Origin of the sequence: Agromyces cerinus (genome assembly GCF_016907835.1) — a bacterium.
Taxonomy (GTDB): domain Bacteria; phylum Actinomycetota; class Actinomycetes; order Actinomycetales; family Microbacteriaceae; genus Agromyces; species Agromyces nitratus.
This window is the reverse complement of sequence record NZ_JAFBCT010000001.1, coordinates 3,391,415-3,408,953: the sequence shown is the minus strand read 5'-3', so window position 1 is coordinate 3,408,953 and position 17,539 is coordinate 3,391,415. Positions and strand designations below refer to the sequence as shown.

The 17,539-nt window shown below is 68.7% G+C and carries 17 protein-coding genes and 1 tRNA gene; 7 read left to right on the top strand and 11 right to left on the bottom strand.

The annotated features are described in order from the left end of the window. The first annotated feature begins 102 nt into the window (after window positions 1-102). Together JOE59_RS15835 and JOE59_RS15830 are read left to right on the top strand one after the other, a co-directional pair. Complete coding sequence (locus JOE59_RS15835; protein ID WP_204462136.1) at window positions 103-642, top strand: peptidylprolyl isomerase; 540 nt, start codon at window positions 103-105, stop codon at window positions 640-642. A 151-nt stretch (window positions 643-793) separates the two neighbouring features. Then, window positions 794-1,501, top strand: coding sequence for a rhomboid family intramembrane serine protease (locus JOE59_RS15830; protein WP_239560324.1), 708 nt, complete (start codon window positions 794-796; stop codon window positions 1,499-1,501). A 210-nt stretch (window positions 1,502-1,711) separates the two neighbouring features. Here JOE59_RS15830 and JOE59_RS15825 read toward each other — a convergent pair whose 3' ends face one another. Then, on the bottom strand, window positions 1,712-2,053 hold the full coding sequence (locus tag JOE59_RS15825; RefSeq protein ID WP_374191131.1) for a cell division protein CrgA: 342 nt from the start codon (window positions 2,051-2,053) through the stop codon (window positions 1,712-1,714). Between JOE59_RS15825 and JOE59_RS15820 the strand changes: the two genes are divergently transcribed. The 3 genes from JOE59_RS15820 to JOE59_RS15810 are packed head-to-tail and all read left to right on the top strand — an operon-like array spanning window position 2,024 to window position 3,639. Then, a complete protein-coding gene (locus JOE59_RS15820; RefSeq protein ID WP_204462118.1) occupies window positions 2,024-2,815 on the top strand; it encodes a class E sortase in 792 nt (263 codons plus the stop codon). The two genes, JOE59_RS15825 and JOE59_RS15820, sit on opposite strands and share 30 nt — an antisense overlap. Window positions 2,816-2,818: 3 nt before the next feature. Further along, window positions 2,819-2,974, top strand: a complete 156-nt coding sequence (locus JOE59_RS15815) for a hypothetical protein (protein WP_200802717.1) — start codon at window positions 2,819-2,821, stop codon at window positions 2,972-2,974. Window positions 2,975-2,982: 8 nt separating this feature from the next. Next, window positions 2,983-3,639, top strand: coding sequence for an anthranilate synthase component II (locus JOE59_RS15810; protein WP_204462116.1), 657 nt, complete (start codon window positions 2,983-2,985; stop codon window positions 3,637-3,639). A 70-nt stretch (window positions 3,640-3,709) separates the two neighbouring features. On the opposite strand, the gene pknB is transcribed toward JOE59_RS15810, so the two are convergent. From pknB to JOE59_RS15765, 9 genes are all read right to left on the bottom strand, one after another. After that, on the bottom strand, window positions 3,710-5,404 hold the full coding sequence (gene pknB, locus JOE59_RS15805; protein WP_204462114.1) for a Stk1 family PASTA domain-containing Ser/Thr kinase: 1,695 nt from the start codon (window positions 5,402-5,404) through the stop codon (window positions 3,710-3,712). 39 nt (window positions 5,405-5,443) lie between these two features. Then, window positions 5,444-7,132 carry a protein kinase domain-containing protein gene (locus JOE59_RS15800; RefSeq protein WP_204462111.1) on the bottom strand — a complete coding sequence of 563 codons (1,689 nt, stop codon included), beginning with the start codon at window positions 7,130-7,132 and terminating at the stop codon, window positions 5,444-5,446. Continuing rightward, a complete protein-coding gene (locus tag JOE59_RS15795; RefSeq protein WP_204462108.1) occupies window positions 7,129-8,583 on the bottom strand; it encodes a peptidoglycan D,D-transpeptidase FtsI family protein in 1,455 nt (484 codons plus the stop codon). Before JOE59_RS15795 ends, JOE59_RS15800 begins: the two co-directional genes overlap by 4 nt. Further along, on the bottom strand, window positions 8,580-9,914 hold the full coding sequence (locus tag JOE59_RS15790) for an FtsW/RodA/SpoVE family cell cycle protein (protein ID WP_204463442.1): 1,335 nt from the start codon (window positions 9,912-9,914) through the stop codon (window positions 8,580-8,582). The genes JOE59_RS15795 and JOE59_RS15790 overlap by 4 nt, the downstream gene beginning before the upstream one ends. Window positions 9,915-9,969: 55 nt before the next feature. Then, window positions 9,970-11,202, bottom strand: coding sequence for a PP2C family protein-serine/threonine phosphatase (locus JOE59_RS15785; RefSeq protein WP_204462106.1), 1,233 nt, complete (start codon window positions 11,200-11,202; stop codon window positions 9,970-9,972). Between the two features lie 2 nt (window positions 11,203-11,204). Further along, window positions 11,205-11,768: an FHA domain-containing protein FhaB/FipA gene (locus JOE59_RS15780; protein WP_204462104.1), complete on the bottom strand. Its 564-nt coding sequence runs from the start codon at window positions 11,766-11,768 to the stop codon at window positions 11,205-11,207. Next, window positions 11,765-12,514 carry an FHA domain-containing protein gene (locus JOE59_RS15775; RefSeq protein ID WP_204462103.1) on the bottom strand — a complete coding sequence of 250 codons (750 nt, stop codon included), beginning with the start codon at window positions 12,512-12,514 and terminating at the stop codon, window positions 11,765-11,767. Before JOE59_RS15775 ends, JOE59_RS15780 begins: the two co-directional genes overlap by 4 nt. 97 nt (window positions 12,515-12,611) lie before the next feature. Further along, window positions 12,612-15,122, bottom strand: a complete 2,511-nt coding sequence (locus JOE59_RS15770; protein WP_204462102.1) for a glycoside hydrolase family 65 protein — start codon at window positions 15,120-15,122, stop codon at window positions 12,612-12,614. After that, a complete protein-coding gene (locus JOE59_RS15765) occupies window positions 15,119-15,910 on the bottom strand; it encodes an HAD family hydrolase (protein WP_239560323.1) in 792 nt (263 codons plus the stop codon). The genes JOE59_RS15770 and JOE59_RS15765 overlap by 4 nt, the downstream gene beginning before the upstream one ends. A 315-nt stretch (window positions 15,911-16,225) precedes the next feature. Here JOE59_RS15765 and JOE59_RS15760 point away from each other — a divergent pair. Both JOE59_RS15760 and JOE59_RS15755 read left to right on the top strand, forming a co-directional pair. Continuing rightward, window positions 16,226-16,312 (top strand) — tRNA-Leu (locus JOE59_RS15760). A gap of 205 nt (window positions 16,313-16,517) precedes the next feature. Next, complete coding sequence (locus tag JOE59_RS15755) at window positions 16,518-16,898, top strand: YybH family protein (protein ID WP_204462100.1); 381 nt, start codon at window positions 16,518-16,520, stop codon at window positions 16,896-16,898. A gap of 69 nt (window positions 16,899-16,967) precedes the next feature. On the opposite strand, the gene JOE59_RS15750 is transcribed toward JOE59_RS15755, so the two are convergent. Continuing rightward, window positions 16,968-17,534, bottom strand: coding sequence for an RNA polymerase sigma factor (locus JOE59_RS15750; RefSeq protein WP_204462097.1), 567 nt, complete (start codon window positions 17,532-17,534; stop codon window positions 16,968-16,970). Window positions 17,535-17,539 lie beyond the last annotated feature (5 nt).

The following is a 17,539-nucleotide window of genomic DNA, read 5'->3' as shown; positions in this document are numbered from 1 at the left end:
TGCAGCGAACCACTCCATCTTGCCACCGAAACGGCTGGAAGCGAGGTGGGAGTCCGAATCCGGCATGCCGCTTGACGAATCCACCCGTGACAGAATATGAGGATGCCGATTCCTACCGCAGTCGCGACGCTCAACACCAACCACGGACCGATCAAGGTCGACCTCTACGGCGACCACGCCCCGAAGACGGTCAAGAACTTCGTCGGCCTCGCCACGGGCGAGATCGAGTGGACCCACCCCGCCACCGGTGAGAAGTCCACCGCGCCCCTCTACGACGGCGTCATCTTCCACCGGATCATCCCCGGCTTCATGATCCAGGGCGGCGACCCGCTCGGTCAGGGCGTCGGCGGCCCCGGCTACCAGTTCGACGACGAGATCAACTCCGACCTCGACTTCACCGAGCCCTACGTGCTCGCAATGGCCAACGCCGGCATCCAGATGGGCCGTGGCACCAACGGCTCGCAGTTCTTCATCACCGTCGGCCCCACCACGTGGCTGCAGGGCAAGCACTCCATCTTCGGCAAGGTGACCGACCCCGCGAGCCAGGCCGTCGTCGACAAGCTCGCCGCCGTGGCGACCGACGGTCGCGACAAGCCGCTCGAGGACATCGTCATCGAGAGCATCACCGTCGAGCAGGTCTGACCCGGAGGTGAGCGACTCGGGGCCAGATCGGGCGAACTTCTGCTACAGGCATCCTGATCGGCAGAGCTACATCCTCTGCCAGCGGTGCGGGCGTACGATCTGCCCCGAGTGCCAGACCCAGGCCCCGGTCGGGGTCATCTGCCCGGAGTGCATGCGCGAGCAGCGCGCCAGCGCCCCGCGCACCAAGCCGGCCGTGCTGACGCGCATGCGTTCGGCCGCCGGTCGAGGTGCACCCGTGGTCACGTATACCCTCATCGGAATCTCCGTGTCGGTCTACCTGCTGCAGATGATCCCCGGCCTCGGTGTCACTGGAGCGATCCGCTACGCGGGCCTCTACTCGCACCCGGGCTACCTCGAGCCCTGGCGCATGATGACGTCGGTGTTCGCACACGGCAGCATCCTGCACCTGCTGCTCAACATGTACACCCTGTGGATCTTCGGGCAACTGCTCGAGGGCCTGCTCGGCAGGTGGCGCTACCTCGCGCTCTATCTGCTGTCCGGCCTCGCCGGCTCCGTGGGCGTGCTCTGGCTCGCACCGCCGAACATGCCGGTCGTCGGGGCATCCGGTGCCATCTTCGGGCTCATGGGTGCATTCCTCGTCATCCAGCGCCGACTCGGCGGTCAGGCGACGCAGTTGTTCGTGCTGCTCGGCATCAACCTCGTCATCGGGTTCATCCCGGGCATGAACGTCGCCTGGCAGGCGCACCTCGGCGGGCTCGCCGCCGGAGCCCTCATCGGCTTCATCCTGGTCGAGACCCGCAAGCGGTCGCAGCGGCGCCTGCAGGTGTGGCTCCTGGTCGCCGTTGGCGTCGTGCTGCTGCTGCTGAGCCTGCGCTACTTCCTCTTCCCGATCGCCTGACGCCGTTCGAAGTTATCCACAGCTCTCTCCACAGCTGGGGAGAGTTACACCGATGTAATTGTCGTCATTACGGGGGACACGGGGGATTCCGGTTCTCCACACCCTGTGGAGAACTCTGCATCGAAGCCGCACGTGCAGCCATGAGGCGGCACGAACAGCAGAGGGGCGGATGCCGCAGCATCCGCCCCTCTCGTGTGCTTGTCGCGCCGGCTAGCGCCAGCGGGTGGTCATGAGGAAGCCGATGAAGGCGATGCCGAAGCCGATCAGGATGTTCCACGATTCGAGGCTGGCGATCGGGTACGCACCCTGGCTCACGTAGAACACGATGATCCAGGCCAGCCCGACGAGCATGAAGCCGAACATGACGGGCTTGAACCACACCGGGTTCGGAGCCTCTTCGCCGCTCGCCTGTTCTGCGCGCGCGGGCTTCGATGATTTCGTACGTGCCATGCGGGTGATTCTAGCCGAGGGAAGGCCTGCGAACACATTCGGTTCACTGCTCCGCGGGCTAGAATCGCCCTCATGTCCGAGTCCCAGGCCGATACGCGGCATGCACGCCGCTCGTCGGAGGGCGGGCGTCCCCGTGTGAGCGTCGTCGGGGTGCTGGGCGAGCTGCTGCTCACCGCCGGTGCGTTGATCCTGCTGTTCCTCGGGTGGCAGCTCTGGTGGAACGACGCGATCATGGCCGAGCAGCAGTCGTCCGCGGCATCCGAGCAGAGCAGCAAGTGGCTCGAGCAGGCTCGCGCGAGCCAGGGCGCCACGCCTCCGCCCGACCCTGCCGACTACGGCGCACCCGTCGTCGACGCGACGGAGTACGGCAACGGCGAGGCCTTCGCGGTGATGTACGTGCCGCGTTTCGGCGAGGACTCGCAGCGCAACGTCGCCCAGGGCTATGGGCTCGATGTGCTGAACAGCTTCGACCTCGGCGTCGGGCACTACCCCGACACGCAGATGCCCGGCGAGGTCGGCAACTTCGCGATCGCGTCGCACCGGAGCGCCTACGGCGGCGGCATGCACGAGATCGAGCAGTTGCAGCTCGGCGACGCGATCTACATCCAGACCAAGGACGGCTGGTACACCTACCGGTTCCGCGACTTCGAGTACGTGACGCCCGAGACGGTCGACGTGCTGGCTCCCGTGCCGCATCACCCCGACCTCGCGCCGACCGACCGCATCGTCACGCTGACGAGCTGCAACCCGCTGTACTCGACCGCCGAACGCATCATCGCCTACGGCGTGCTCGAGTCGTGGCAGCCGAGTGCGGCCGGCGCGCCTGCCGAGATCGCGCCGATCGTCGCGAAGTGGGGGGACTGAGACATGTACGGTGCGCTCTGGAGGGTGCTGCCCGGCCCGGTGTGGCTGCGCGTCATCCTGATGCTGCTGCTCGTGGTCGCCGTCGTGTTCGCCCTGTTCACGTGGGTGTTCCCGTGGGTCGACGGCATCCTGAATCCGATCAACGTCACGGTGGAGTGAACTGACACATGGAGAACCCCCCGGCCCGCATCCTCGTCATCGACAACTACGACAGTTTCGTCTACACGCTGAACGGCTATCTGCAGGAGCTCGGCGCAGAGACCGAGGTCGTGCGCAATGACTCGTTCGACGTCGCCGACGTCGCCGCACGCATCGCCGAGTACGACGCCGTGCTGATCTCACCGGGGCCGGGCAAGCCATCGGATGCCGGTGTGTCGATCCCGGTCGTCGAAGCCGCCCTCGCCTCGGGCCAGCCGATCCTCGGCGTGTGCCTCGGTCACCAGGCGATCGCCGAGGCGTTCGGTGCTGTCGTCACGAACGCCGAAGAGCTCATGCACGGCAAGACCTCGCTCATCACCCACGACGACAGCGACTTCTACGACGGGGTGCCCCAGCCGTTCACGGCGACCCGATACCACTCGCTCGCCGTCGTCGACGGCACGGTGCCCGCCGAGCTCATCGTGACGAGCCGCACCCAGGGCGGGGTCATCATGGGACTGCGGCATGAGAGCGCCCCGATCTTCGGCGTGCAGTTCCACCCCGAGTCGGTGCTGACCGAGGGCGGCTATCGCATGCTCGGCAACTGGCTGGCGGTCGCGGGCATGCTCGAGGCGCGCGAGCGGGCCGTGGGCCTGAGCCCACTCGTGCGGGCGACTGCCGGCTGAGGGGTCATCGAGGGTCGCGGAGGCCCCACTCGAGCCTTCCGGTTGTTCGCTGCCCTCCCGGTGAGTGAGGTCAGCCCGCGCAGTAGGTCAGTTCGACCGTGGAGTGCTGCGGCACGTCTCCGGGCGGGAGCGACTGCTGCGTGACCGGCGAGCCGGGCTGGGACGGGCACGAGCTGTCGGGCTTGGGAACGGCCGTGAGCTGCAGGTTCTCGGCCGCGAGGTACGAGGTCGCCGCCTCGAGCGTCTGACCGGTCACGTCGGTGAGGGTGACGGTGCCGCTCGAGATGCGGAAGTCGACCGTCGAACCGACCTCGACGGCAGCGCCCGCCTCGGGCGAGGTGCCGAGTACGGTGTCGGCCGGGACGGTCGGCGAGGACTCCCTCGTCTCGACCCCCGCCACGAGGTTGAGTGCCTTGAGGTCGGCCTTCGCCTGTTCGAGGGTCTTGTTCCGGAGGTCGGGCACGGCCACGGCCTGCTTGCCGGTCGAGACGAACACGGTCACGGCGGTGCCGTTGTCTACGATCTCGCCCGCGGGCGGATCCGTGTTGATCACCTGGCCGGCGGGCACGGTGTCATCGGTCTTCTCGACTGATGTCGCGGGCAGCCCGAGTTCCTGCAGGACGTCGACGGCCTCTTCGTAGGTGCTCCCGGTGAGCACCGGGATCTCCTTGACGTTCGACGGCAACTCGGCCGTCGGTTGGAGATTGAAGGCCCAGTACATGACGGCGATGACGATGACGATGACGCCGATGATGCCCGACCAGATCCAGATCGCCGGCGGCCGGCGCTGGGTTCTGGTCATGGTCTCGTCTTCGGCCAGCTGGCGGAGGGCCAGTTCGGAGCTCGAGAGCGAGCCGGTCGGCGCTCCGAAGAGCATCGCGGCCTGGTCGGGCTCGCGGTGCACGGGAACCTGACCGGCAGCCGCGGTGTCGACGTCGGCGCGGAACTCGGCGGCCGTCTGGTAGCGCTGGTCGCGGTTCTTCGCGAGAGCGTGGAGCACCACCGAATCGAGCGCGGGGGAGACCTTCGGGTTGACGACGCTCGGCTTGACCGGGCGCTCGCTGACGTGCTGGTAGGCCACGGCAACCGGAGTGTCGCCGCGGAACGGCGGACGACCGGTCAGCATCTCGAACAGCACCACGCCGGTCGAGTAGAGGTCGGTGCGGGCATCGACGGTCTCGCCCTTCGCCTGCTCGGGCGAGAAGTACGAGGCGGTGCCGAGGATCGCCGTGGTCTGCGCCACCGTCGTCGACGAGTCGGAGACGGCGCGCGCGATGCCGAAGTCCATGACCTTCACCTGGCCGGCGGTCGTGATCATGATGTTGCCGGGCTTGATGTCGCGGTGCACCACACCTGCACGGTGCGAGTACTCGAGCGCGGTGAGCACACCGTCGATGACCCGCACCGCCGCGGACGCCTCGAGCGGGCCATCGTGGATGATGTCCTTCAGCAGGCGGCCTTCGACGAACTCCATGATGATGAACGGCAGCTGCACCTCCTGCCCGGCGGAGTCGATGACCGTCTCCTCGCCGGCGTCGAAGACGCGCACGATCGTCGGGTGGGCCATGCGGGCTGCCGACTGCGCCTCCTGACGAAACCGCATTCGGAACGCCGGGTCGGTCGCGAGCTGCGGCTTCAACAGCTTGATCGCGACCTGACGCCCCAGCCTCGTGTCGGTGCCGACGTGGACATCGGACATGCCGCCGCGCCCGATGAGGGCGCCGACGCGGTATCGCCCCGCGAGCACTCGTCCTTCATCGTTCACGTGCGGTCCTGTTCCTCTCGTCGAAATCCTCGGCTCGGCCTACTGGTCGGCCGGGAGCACGGTCACCGTCGTCGACGGCGATGCCGGTGACGCGACGGATCCGCAGTAGTAGACGAAGGTGACCGTGAGGTCGCCGGCCGTCTCAGGGGTCGTGGTGAGCACCGTCGAAGTGGCGCCACCGGCCGACGGCTGCGCCGTCGGAGCCCCGGTGCCCTGAACCGTCACCTGGTATCCCGACAGGGTCTGACCGCTCGGGCAGCTCTGCGCGTCCCACGAGACCGTGAACGGCTGGTTGCCGCCGGCAGGGATCTCCGTCGGGTCGACACGCGGTGCCGACGACGGAGCTCCCGGTGTCTCGAGGGCTGCGTAGTACGTGATCGTGACCTCGGACCCGATCGGCAGGTTGCCGGTCGGGTTCACGTCGAAGACGCGCCCGACATCGTTCGCGTTCACGGCGGGCTTGCCCTCGACTGCATTGACCACCATCTCGAGGTCCTGGAGCTTCGCACGCGCCTCGTCGACGGTGAGGCCGAGATAGTCTTCGCGGTTGACCTGCGCGCTCGTGGGCGCCTCGCTGGTCGGCGGTGCGCTCGTCGGCGGTGCGCTCGTCGGAGTCGACGGCTTCGCCGACGTCGACGAGGGCGTCTTCTTGTCGTCGCCGTTCAGCGCGAGCGCGATGATCGTGCCGATCAGCACGATCGCGAGCAGCGCGATCAGCACGATCAGCGGCCAGGTCCAGGGGCTGCGCTTCTTCTCTTCGGCGGGTTCTTCGTCATCGCCGGGGACTCCGCCGGCGGCCGGCAGCACCGTGGTGGCGGCCGTGGCACCGGCCGCGGGCATGAGCATCGTCGCGGCGGTGGCACCGGCGGCGCCCAGCACCGCGGGCACTGCAGCGGCGGCCGCCTGCACGTCGCCCCGTCGAAGCGCCGTCGCGGCACGCGCGAGATGCGCGGCCGACTGCGGCCGGTCGGCCGGGTTCTTCGCGATGCATCCGTAGACCAGGTTGCGCACCGGCTCGGAGACCGTGACCGGCAGGTCGGGCGGCGTCTCGTTGATCTGCGCCATGGCGATCGCGACCTGCGACTCGCCCGTGAACGGGCGGCGGCCGGCGAGCGCCTCGTAGGCGACGATGCCGAGCGAGTAGATGTCGGTGGTCGGCGAGGCCGGGTGACCCGACGCCTGCTCGGGCGAGAGGTACTGCACGGTGCCCATGACCTGGCCCGTGGCCGTCAACGGCACCTGGTCGGCGATGCGCGCGATGCCGAAGTCGGTGATCTTGACACGGCCGTCGGGCGTGATGAGCAGGTTGCCGGGCTTGATGTCGCGGTGCACGAGACCCGCGGCGTGCGCGGCCTGCAGTGCCGCAGCCGTCTGCGCGACGATGTCGAGCACCTTGTCGGTCGAGAGCACGTGCTCCCGCTCGAGGATCGTCGACAGGGCCTCGCCGGGTACGAGTTCCATGACGAGGTAGGCGCTGCCGTCCTCCTCGCCGTAGTCGAAGACGTTGGCGATGCCCTCGTGGTTGACGAGTGCGGCGTGACGGGCCTCGGCGCGGAAGCGCTCGAGGAAGCCCGGGTCGCCCAGGTACTCGTCTTTCAGGATCTTGATCGCGACCTGGCGACCGATGACGAGGTCTGTGGCCTGCCACACCTCGCCCATCCCGCCGATCGCGATGCGGGACTGCAGTTCGTAGCGCCCTCCGAAGGTGAGCCCTGCGCTCGGTCTCATTTGTTCAGCACCGCCTCTAGTACCTGCTTTGCGATGGGTGCGGCTATGAGATTGCCGTACCCATCCTGACCAAGTCCCCCGCCATCCTCCACGAGCACTGTGATCGCATACTGAGGATTGTCGGCGGGGGCAAAACCGGTGAACCAGAGAGTGTAGGGGTCGCTCTCGCCGTTCTCCGCTGTACCCGTTTTACCGGCCACGCTGACGCCGTCTATTCTTGCATTACTCGCGGCCCCGTTCTCGACGCCGTTGACCATCATCTGCACCATGGTGTTCGCCGTCTCCTCGCTGATCGCACGGCCGAACTCCTGAGCCTCGAACTCCTGCAACGGAGTGAAGTCGGGCGCCGTGATCTGATCGACCAGGTTCGGGTTCATCACGATGCCGCCGTTGGCGATCGCGGCCGACACCATGGCCATCTGCATGGGCGTCGCGCGCACCTCGTACTGGCCGAATGCCGTCAGCGCGGTCTGGGCCTCGTCGAGTGCGCGGGGGTACACGCTCGCCTCGGTGGCCGTCGGGATCAGGAACTCGTTGTTGAACCCGAACTTCTCGGCCTGTTCGCGGATCGCGGCGTCGCCGAGTTCAATGCCGAGTTCGGCGAACGGGATGTTGCATGAGAGCCGAAGGGCGGTCGCGATGCTGACGGTCTCGCCGCCGCCGCAGTCGCCGCCCTCGGTGTTGCGCACGACGGAGTCGGTGCCCGGCAGCGTGAAGGAGGTCGGGTTCGGCAGCTGGCTCTCGGGCGTGTACTTGCCCGACTCGAGGGCCGCGGCGACGGTGACGAGCTTGAAGACGGACCCGGGCGGGTTCATGTCGCCGCCCGTCGCTCGGTTGAACAGCGGGTCGGCCGGATCGGCGAGCAGCCCCTCGTAGGTGGCGGTGACCTCCGCCGAATTGTGCACCGCCAGCGTGTTCGGGTCGTACGTGGGCTTCGTGACCATCGCGATGATGCGACCGGTCGACGGCTCGGTGACGATCACGGCTCCGGTGTAGTCGCCGAGGGCGTCCCATGCGGCCTGCTGCGCGACCTCGTCGATCGCGACCTCGACGGAGGCGCCCATCGGGTCCTGCCCGGAGATCAGGCGGTTGATCGAGTCGAAGAACTGGCTCGACGACTGACCGCTCAGGTACTCGTTGACCGAGCGCTCGAGGCCGGTCGCCTCGCCGTTGACCGGGAGATAGCCGGTGACCGGCGCGTACAGGGGACCGTTCGAGTAGATGCGCTGGAACTTGTAGTCGTCGGCGGACGGCTCCGAGAATGCGATCGGCTCCCCGCCGACGAGGATCGGGCCGCGTTCGATCGAGTAGCTCTCGTACAGCGTGCGGGAATTGCGGGCGTCGGCGTTGAGGGCCTCGGCGCGCACGTACTGGATGATCGTCGACGAGACGAGCAGCGTCAGGAACATGAGGAACGCGACGATGGAGACGCGCTTGAGTTCGCGGTTCATCCGTCGATCACCAGCCTCGGATGGTTGCGGACCGTGTCGGAGAGCCGCAGCAGCAGCGCGACGATGATCCAGTTGGCCACCAGCGACGAACCACCGGCGGCGAGGAACGGGGTCGTGAGGCCGGTCAGCGGGATGACCCGGGTGACGCCTCCGACGACGATGAAGACCTGGAGCGCCACGACGAACGCGAGCCCCACGCCGAGGAGCTTGCCGAAGTCGTCCTGACCGGCGAAGCCGATGCGGAACCCGCGCGCCACGAAGAGCAGGTAGAGCGCGAGGATCGCGAAGATGCCCGCGAGGCCCAGCTCTTCACCGAGGCTCGCGATGATGTAGTCGCTCTGCGGCACCGGGGTGAGGTCGGGTCGGCCCTGGCCCCAGCCGGTGCCGATGAGGCCGCCGTTCGCGAGCCCGAAGAGCCCCTGCACGAGTTGGTAGCTGCCGCCGATCTCGGCGCCGAAGCGATCGTCGCTGAACGGGTCGAGCCAATTCGCGAAGCGGTTGCCGACGTAGTCGAGCGTCTGGCTCGCGATGATCGCGCCGCCGATGAAGAGGCTCAGCCCGAGCACGACCCACGACAGCCGGCTCGTCGCGACGTAGAGCATCACGAGGAAGAGCCCGAAGTAGAGCAGCGCGGTGCCGAGGTCGCGCTGGAACACGATGACGGCCATCGACAGGGCCCACACGATGAGGAGCGGGCCGAGGTCGCGTGCCCGCGGGAACTGCATGCCGAGGAACTTCGTGCCCACCATCGACAGCGAGTCGCGGTTGCGCACGAGGTAGCCGGCGAAGAAGACGGCCAGCGCGATCTTCGCGATCTCACCGGGCTGGAAGGTCGCGATGTCGCCGATGCCGATCCACACCTGGGCGCCGCCGCGCTCCTGCCCGATGCCCGGGACGAGCGGCAGGATCAGCAGCACGATGGCGACGAGCCCGGCGAGGTAGGTGTAGCGGAACAGCACGCGGTGATTGCGGATCACGAGGATCGTCGCGATCGCGCAGATGATCGCGATCGCGCTCCACGCGATCTGGCGCACCGCGGCGCTCTCCCAGCCGACATCGCCGTAGGCGATGTCGATGCGGTAGATCATGGCGATGCCGAGGCCGTTCAGCACCGTCGCGATCGGCAGCAGGAACGGGTCGGCGTCGCGCGCCACGAAGCGCATCGCGATGTGCAGCCCGAACACGAGCAGCGAGAGGCCGGCGCCGAGCAGCACGAGCTGCGTGTCGACGTGACCGAGCGCCCCGAGCTGCACGAGCACGATCGCCGAGGCGTTGATGAAGCACGCCACGAGCAGCAGCCAGAATTCGAGGTTGCGCAGCTTCTGCGGCATCCGGATGCGACGGACGCCCTCTGGCGGCGTGGCGGTGGGCACCGCGGACTGGAGGTCACTCAACGGATTCCTCCAATCGCTGCACGATGCGGTATGCCTCGGCGTAGGAGCCCGCGCTGATCGTCTGCTGGACCCGCTGCTGGTCGTAGGTGCGCAGCTCGGCGACGTCGAGGTCGGTCTCGGTGAACAGTTCGTGCAGCGAGATCGGTCCCAGGTTCTGCTGGATGCCCTGGTAGATCGCGACCCTGCCGTTCGACTCGCCGACGTAGAACCGGGTCTGCGTCCACTGGTAGCCGAGCGCGAAGGTCGCCACGATGGCGCCGATCAGCAGCACGATCCAGAAGCCCCACACCCAGCGGCGGCGGCGGCGACGACGAGCGTCCTCCTCGATGATCTCGTCGAAGAAGTCCTCGGAGTCGGGCTCGAAGTGCGTCTCCTGCACCGGGTGCGGACGGAACGGAGTGAGACGGATGCCGCGGGGCCGCACCGGTTCGGCCGCCTGGCCGAACGCCGGCGGTGCCGCGGCCGACCCGACGATGAGCGGCGGGGTCGCCGGTGCGGGCGGCTCGCCGATGTCGAGGATGACGACGGTGACGTTGTCGGGGGCGCCGCCGTCGAGGGAGGCCTTGACGAGCCGATCGGCGACCTGCTTGGCGCCGGCGTCAGCCGACATGATGTCGTGGATGTCGTCGAAGGAGGCGACGCCCGAGAGGCCGTCGGAGCAGAGCATCCAGCGGTCGCCGTCGCGGGTGTCGAGCACCAGCGCGTCGATCTCGGGCGAGGCCTCGACGTCGCCGAGCACCCGCATGAGCACCGAACGACGGGGGTGCACCATGGCCTCTTCGGCGGTGATGCGGCCGGCGTCGACGAGACGCTGCACGAACGTGTGGTCGGTCGAGATCTGGCTGAGCTCACCCGAACGCAGCAGGTAGATGCGCGAGTCGCCGATGTGCGAGATGACGACGCGGTCGCCGACGAGCAGCACGGCGCTCACCGTCGTGCCCATGCCGGTCAGCTCGGAGTGATCGGCGACGGTTGCGGCGAGCTGCCGATTGGCCGCGATGAGGGCGCCCTCGAGGGATGCCGAGGCCTCGGTCGTGTTGTCGTAGTCGACGTCGGCCTCGGCGATGCGCCGCGTGGCGATCGCGCTCGCGACGTCGCCGCCCGCGTGGCCGCCCATGCCGTCGGCCACCACGAACAGCCGGCGCCCGGCGTACCCGGAGTCCTGGTTGTTCGAGCGGATCCGCCCGACGTGCGAGACCGCGGCGCTCGCCTTGATGTTCGCCATGGCTACCGCCGCAGCTCGAACGTCGTCGCTCCGACCTTCACGGTGGCTCCGAGCGGGATCGGGGTGGGCACGGTCACTCGGGAGCCGTTGAGGAAGGTGCCGTTGGTCGAATCGAGGTCTTGCAGCATCCAGCGGCCGTTCCACTGCATGAGGCGCGCGTGGTGGGTCGAGGTGTAGTCGTCGCGGATGATGATGGCCGAGTCGCTCGAGCGCCCGATCGTGATCTCATCGTGGCCGAGCGGGAACTCGGCGCCGTTCTTCGCCCCGCTCGTGATGACGAGTCGGGTGGCGTTCTCGCTCGAGGCGAGCTCGCCGGCAGTGCCGCCGGTCGCCGCGGGGCGCGAGACGGGCGCGGTCGGTGCTGCGGCCGCCGCCATCGGGGCGCTCGGGAACGCGGATGCCGCGGCCGGCGCGGCCGCAGGAGCGGCCACCGCGGTCTCGGGCTGGAGCTTGCGCACGCGCTGGCCGAACAGGTCGCTGCGCAGCGCGTAGACGATCGCGAAGATGAACACCCAGAGCAGCACGAGGAAGCCGAGCTGGAGCACGAGGAGGGTGAGTTCGCTCATTCGCCGGGCCCCCAGAACCCGCCCATGTCGTGACGTTCGGTGGCCGGGTCGGGGCGGCCGCGGGAGCCCGTGTTCGTGTTCGATGCCTGCGCGAGCACCCGGAACGTGATGCGGGAGCGGCCGATGCCGATGACCGAGTCGGGCTCGAGGATGGCGTCTTTCACCGGGGCGCCGTTGAGCTGGGTGCCGTTCGTCGAGCCGAGGTCGCGCACGCGCGCGCGGCTGCCGTCCCACTGCACCTCGGCGTGCCGGCGCGACGCGCCGGAGTCGTCGAGGGTGACATCCGCCTCGCTGCCGCGGCCGATGACCGTGCGCCCCTTCATGATCGGGTAGCGCTTGCCGTTCACGTCGAGCACGGGGGTCCAGGCGACCTGGCCCTTCACGTTCTGCGAATCGACCTGCACCATGCCCACGGCGAGGCTCTCGTCACGCTCCAGCGAGAGGGTGATGCCGCCCGCGAACTGGAAGCGCTGACTCGCGGCGTGCTTCTGCACGAGGTCGACGAGTTCGTCGACGAGCGCCGGCCCGAGGCCGGACATGCGGGCGTAGTCGTCGGGTGCCATGCGCACGACGAAGCTGTTCGGCACGAGCACGCGGTCGCGCGAGACGACTGCAGCCTTCGTGTCGATCTCCCGCTTCAGGGCAGAGGTGATCTCGACGGGTTGCAGCCCCGAGCGAAAGGTCTTCGCAAACGCGCCGTTGACGGCACGCTCGAGACCTTTCTCGAAGTTGTCCAGTAGGCCCACAGGTCTCCCGCTCCAGATTCGCACCGACGTCGCCGTTTCTCACCGACGCCGTCGTGACTTGTGACATGGTAGCCCGAAGGGCTGGGAAGACTCGTGATCAGTCGATCTGGATCGCCGAGTCGGTTTCGTCGACGTCGAGCGACAGGGTCGGGATCGACGCCGTGAGCAGGGTTCCGTCGGCTCGGCGCGAGCCGGTCACATCGCGCATCGTCGGCGCTCCGAATCGACGCGGACCCTGCCCGTCGAGCGGCACCGAGACATCCGATTCCGCGGTCACGACCACCTCGGCACCGCGCACCCTGACCCGTGCCTCGACGCCCGCCTCGACGGCGAAGGAGATGGACTCGGGGTCGAGGGTCACGCGCAGCCGCGTGCCGCGGAGCGTGACGCGGAACGTCAGCCGCTGCCAGCCGTCGGGCAGGCGCGGGTCGAACGCGAAGACCCCGTTGTGGTCGCGGAAGCCGCCGAAGCCCGAGACGAGGGCGCTCCAGACGCCGCCGGTCGAGGCGACGTGCACGCCGTCGGCTGTGTTGTTGTGCAGGTCGGCGAGGTCGACGAAGAGCGCCGAGCGGAAGTACCGCATCGCGAGTTCGTGGTAGCCGACCTCGGCCGCGATGATCGACTGCACGACCGCCGACAGCGTCGAGTCGCCCGTCGTCAGCGGGTCGTAGTACTCGAAGTTGGCGCGTTTGGCCTCGGTCGAGAAGCGATCGCCCTGCAGGTAGAGGGCGAGCACCACATCGGCCTGCTTCAGCACCTGGAAGCGGTAGATGACGAGCGGGTGGTAGTGCAGCAGGAGGGGGCGCCGGTCGTCGGGCGTGTTCTCGAGGTCCCACAGCTCCTTCTGCAGGAACGCGCTGTCCTGCGGGTGGATGCCGAGCTGCTCGTCGAACGGGATGTGCATGTGCGCCGCCGCACGCCGCCAGCTCGCGACCTCGGCCGGCGTCACCATGAGGCGCTCGACGAGGCGGTCGTAGGCCGCCGGGTCCTGCACCTGCAGGTCGTCGACGGAGGATGCCGCCGCGGCGAGGTTCGCCCGCGCCATCACGTTCGTGTAGAGGTTGTCGTTGACGACCGTCGTGTACTCGTCGGGTCCGGTGACGCCGTGGATGTGGAACACGTCGTCGGCGTTCGAGCGCCAGAACCCGAGGTCCTCCCACATGCGCGCCGTCTCGACGAGGATGTCGATCGCCCCCCGGGCGAGGAAGTCCTGGTCGCCGGTGGCCCTGACGTACTGGTTCAGCGCATAGGAGATGTCGGCGTCGATGTGGTACTGCGCGGTGCCGGCCGCATAGTACGCGCTCGACTCCTGGCCGTTGATCGTGCGCCAGGGGAAGAGGGCCCCGTGCTGGTTCAGCTCGAGCGCCCGGGCACGGGCGGCAGGAAGCATCCGCTGCCGGAATCGCAGCACGTTGCGCGCCACGACCGGCGCCGTGTAGCTGAGGAACGGCATCACGTACACCTCGGTGTCCCAGAAGTAGTGGCCGCCGTAGCCCGACCCCGAGACGCCCTTGGCGGCGACGCCGTCGCCATCGGTGCGCGCCGTCGCCTGGGCGAGTTGGAAGAGGTTCCACCGCGCGGCCTGCTGGATCGCGGCCTGCCCCTCGATCTCGACGTCGGACCGCGCCCAGAAGTCGTCGAGCCACGACCGCTGCTGCTCGAACAGCTCGGCGACGCCGAGTTCGGCGGCGCGGTCGAGCGTGCGGTCGCACCGGTCGACGAGCTCGCGCGTGGGTACGGTGCGGGCTGTGTGGTAGCTGATGGTCTTCGTCACCCGGATCGGCTGGCCCTGCTTGGCGTGCACCCGGTAGATGTGCTTCGCGAGGTCGTCGCCGATCGAGCTCGACTCGCTGAACTGGTTCTCGGTCGCGATCTGGTGCTCTGCGCCCACCGCGATCGTCATGCCCGAGTTCGTGGCCTGGTACCCGAGCATGTAGCGCCCGCCCTCGGCCCGCTTCACCCGCGGTTGCAGCACGCGCTCGTTGAACATCTCGGCCTTGCGCGGGTCGAAGCTGCCGGTGGCCTCGGGCACACCCGAGCGGTACTCGTCGCGCCCGTCCTGACGGTTCAGGATCTGGCTCGAGATCGTCACTGCGGCGTCGGCGTCGAGCAGCTCGACCTCGTAGTCGAGCACGGCGAGGTGGCGGTCGGTGAAGCTCACCATGCGCCGGCTGGTGATGAGCACCCGCTTGCCCGACGGCGTGCGCCAGACGATCGACCGGCTGAGCGCGCCGAGCCGGAAGTCGAGCCGGCGCTCGTAGGAGAGGAGTTCGGCGACGGTGAGCACGAGCGGCTCGTCGTCGACGTAGAGCCGGATGACCTTCGCGTCGGGGGCGTTCACGATCGTCTGGCCGACGCGGGCGAAGCCGAACGCCTCTTCGGCGTGGCGGATCGGCCACGTCTCGTGGAACCCGTTCACGAAGGTGCCGTGCATGTGGCCGTCGCGGCCCTCCTCGACGTTGCCGCGGAGGCCCAGGTACCCGTTGCCCACGGCGAAGATCGTCTCGGTGCGACCCATGTCGGCGTCGCCGAACTCGGTCTCCACGAGCGCCCATTCGTCGATGGGGAAGCGCGTGCGGTTCAGCGGGTCGTGGTCGGCGAACCTCATTCGCGGTCCTCTCGGGGGGTGTCGTTCGCGGGCGCGTCGGCGTTCGCGGGAAGCAGGGGGATCAGCTCGTCGAGCTCGTCGACCACGATGTCGGCGCCGAGCGCTTCGAGCGTCGCCCGCCCGACGCCGCGGTCGACGCCGATCACGACGCCGAAGTCGCCGGTGGCGCCGGCCGTCACGCCTGATTCGGCGTCTTCGACGACGGCGCACGCGGTGGTCGGCACGCCGAGCAGCTCGGCCGCGTGCTGGAAGGTGTCGGGGGCCGGCTTGCCGGGGATGCCGTCGCGCGCGGCGACCGCGCCGTCGACGACGACCTCGAAGCGATCGGCGAGCCCCGCCGCCGCCAGCACCGATGGGGCGTTCTTCGAGCTCGAGACGACGGCCACGAGGCATCCGTTCGCCTGAATCGCGTCGAGGAACGCGACGCTCGCCGGGTACGCCGCGACGCCCTCTTCGGCGAGGGTCGCGTTGAAGGCCTCGTTCTTGCGGTTGCCGAGGCCGTGCACGGTGTCTTCGCTCGGCGCGTCGGTCACGTCGCCTTCGGGCACGCGGATGCCGCGGCTCTCGAGCAGGCTGCGAACCCCGTCGTAGCGGGGCTTGCCGTCGATGTACGAGAAGTAATCGGCCTCGGTGTACGGCGCGGCGCCGTGCTGCTCGAGGAACGGCGTGAAGAGTCGCGCCCACGCGTGCATGTGCACGGTCGCGGTCGGCGTCAGCACGCCGTCGAGATCGAAGAGATAGGCACGGATGCCGCTGAGGTCCTGCCTGGAGTCGCTGGGGGGAGTCAAAGGGGCGGTCCTTTCGTCGCGACGGTCGGGGCAACGGAACCCGCAGATCGATGCTATTCCCGGGTGGCGGGGCAGCGCGAGGTGTGAGCCGGACTCGGAGGAATCATGGAGGCGCGGGCGGCGGCGTTGAGGTCCGAACGAACACGGCTGCGGATATACGATCCGCCACCCCGCGCCACGGGTATTTCGCCCGGCGCGCCCGATCGTATATCCGCAGTTGTGTCGGGCGGGAGGCATCCGTTGCACTCGAATGGCTTTGCGGGGCGCGAGATGTTAGTCTCTCGTGGTTGGACGCACTGAGGTGCGACCACACATGCGCGAGTGGCGGAATTGGCAGACGCGCTGGCTTCAGGTGCCAGTACTCGCAAGGGTGTGGGGGTTCAAGTCCCCCCTCGCGCACCACCATCGAACCGGCCCGGGTCTCACTGAGACCCGGGCCGTCTTCGTTCTCGGCCCGCCCTCGTTCTCGGCTCGGCAACTCGTGCGCATTCCGAGCTTCGCAGCCTGGCGCGCTTCGTCAGACCCGCATGTCACACTTCGCGCGCGGGGGCGTCTTTCTCTGGAGAGGCCGGCAGCAGGCGGGCCTCACGAAGAAAGGCACGCCCGCATGGCGACTCCCGTCACCGCACTCGACCAGCTCAACCTCGCGTTCGCCGACCGGTTCAACGCGCGCGACCTCGACGGACTGATGGCCCTCAACGTCGACGACGTCGTGTTCGTGCCGGCGCCCGGGCACGCCGTGCAGGGCGAAGAGTCCGTGCGTGGTGCGCTCGAGCAGTTCCTCGGCCTGAACCTCCCGATCACGATGACGGTCCGTCACGTGTTCCAGAGCGGGAGCACCGGCCTCGCGATCGCCGACTGGACGATCACGGGAACTGGTCCCGACGGCGCCGAGATCGCATTGGCGGGCACCACCGCCGATGTCGCCGTGCACGACGAGCAGCACGGATGGCGCTACGCCGTCGACAACCCGTTCGGCACCGCCTGAACCTCCATGACTGCAGGAGGGCCGGCCGCTGGGGGAACAGGGCCGGCCCTGCTGCCGTAGGGAGCGCCGTCAGAGCGCTTCCGACATCCCGGATTCCCGGCACTCGGCGAGCGTCTTGCGTGCGCGGGAGATGCGCTGCCGCGCCGCGGCCGGCGTGATCTCGAGCCGTTCGGCGATCTCGGGGGCCGACAGCTCGTCGACGACGCTCAGGAGCAGCGGCTCGCGCAGCGAATCGGGAAGCGCTCGGATCGCGTCGAGCGCGCCGTCGAGGATCACGCGCAGCTCGACGTCGTCGGCGACGCTCGCATCACCGGGCAGGTCGGCGTCGAGCGCCGCCACCGGGCGACGGGCCCGCTGGCGGGCGAGGTCGGCCGCGGCGTTCCGCGCGATGACATCGAGCCACGAGCACATCTGCCCGGGTCCCGGCTCGTGCAGCTGCTCGATCGAACGCCAGGCCCGGAGCAGCGCCGTCTGCGCGACATCCTCTGCATCGTCGGGCGCGACGCCGAGCGAGATGCTCCGTCGCCGGAGCCGGTCGGGCTCGGCGGCGATCATCGCGGTGAGCGAGGCGCGACGTCCGTCGTCGCGCCTCGCGTCACGCACATCGTCGCGCGCATTCGGAACGTGCTCGGTCATGCCTC

Coding starts and splice junctions, on each gene's coding strand:
- JOE59_RS15815 (WP_200802717.1), top strand. CDS start 2,819: ATGTACGGTGCGCTCTGGAGGGTGCTGCCCGGCCCGGTGTGGCTGCGC.
- JOE59_RS15790 (WP_204463442.1), bottom strand. CDS start 9,914: ATGCCGCAGAAGCTGCGCAACCTCGAATTCTGGCTGCTGCTCGTGGCG.
- JOE59_RS15795 (WP_204462108.1), bottom strand. CDS start 8,583: ATGAACCGCGAACTCAAGCGCGTCTCCATCGTCGCGTTCCTCATGTTC.
- JOE59_RS15800 (WP_204462111.1), bottom strand. CDS start 7,132: ATGAGACCGAGCGCAGGGCTCACCTTCGGAGGGCGCTACGAACTGCAG.
- JOE59_RS15785 (WP_204462106.1), bottom strand. CDS start 11,202: ATGGCGAACATCAAGGCGAGCGCCGCGGTCTCGCACGTCGGGCGGATC.
- JOE59_RS15810 (WP_204462116.1), top strand. CDS start 2,983: ATGGAGAACCCCCCGGCCCGCATCCTCGTCATCGACAACTACGACAGT.
- JOE59_RS15835 (WP_204462136.1), top strand. CDS start 103: ATGCCGATTCCTACCGCAGTCGCGACGCTCAACACCAACCACGGACCG.
- JOE59_RS15750 (WP_204462097.1), bottom strand. CDS start 17,534: ATGACCGAGCACGTTCCGAATGCGCGCGACGATGTGCGTGACGCGAGG.
- JOE59_RS15770 (WP_204462102.1), bottom strand. CDS start 15,122: ATGAGGTTCGCCGACCACGACCCGCTGAACCGCACGCGCTTCCCCATC.
- JOE59_RS15780 (WP_204462104.1), bottom strand. CDS start 11,768: ATGAGCGAACTCACCCTCCTCGTGCTCCAGCTCGGCTTCCTCGTGCTG.
- JOE59_RS15820 (WP_204462118.1), top strand. CDS start 2,024: ATGTCCGAGTCCCAGGCCGATACGCGGCATGCACGCCGCTCGTCGGAG.
- JOE59_RS15830 (WP_239560324.1), top strand. CDS start 794: ATGCGCGAGCAGCGCGCCAGCGCCCCGCGCACCAAGCCGGCCGTGCTG.
- JOE59_RS15825 (WP_374191131.1), bottom strand. CDS start 2,053: ATGCCGCGTATCGGCCTGGGACTCGGACATGAGGGCGATTCTAGCCCG.
- JOE59_RS15755 (WP_204462100.1), top strand. CDS start 16,518: ATGGCGACTCCCGTCACCGCACTCGACCAGCTCAACCTCGCGTTCGCC.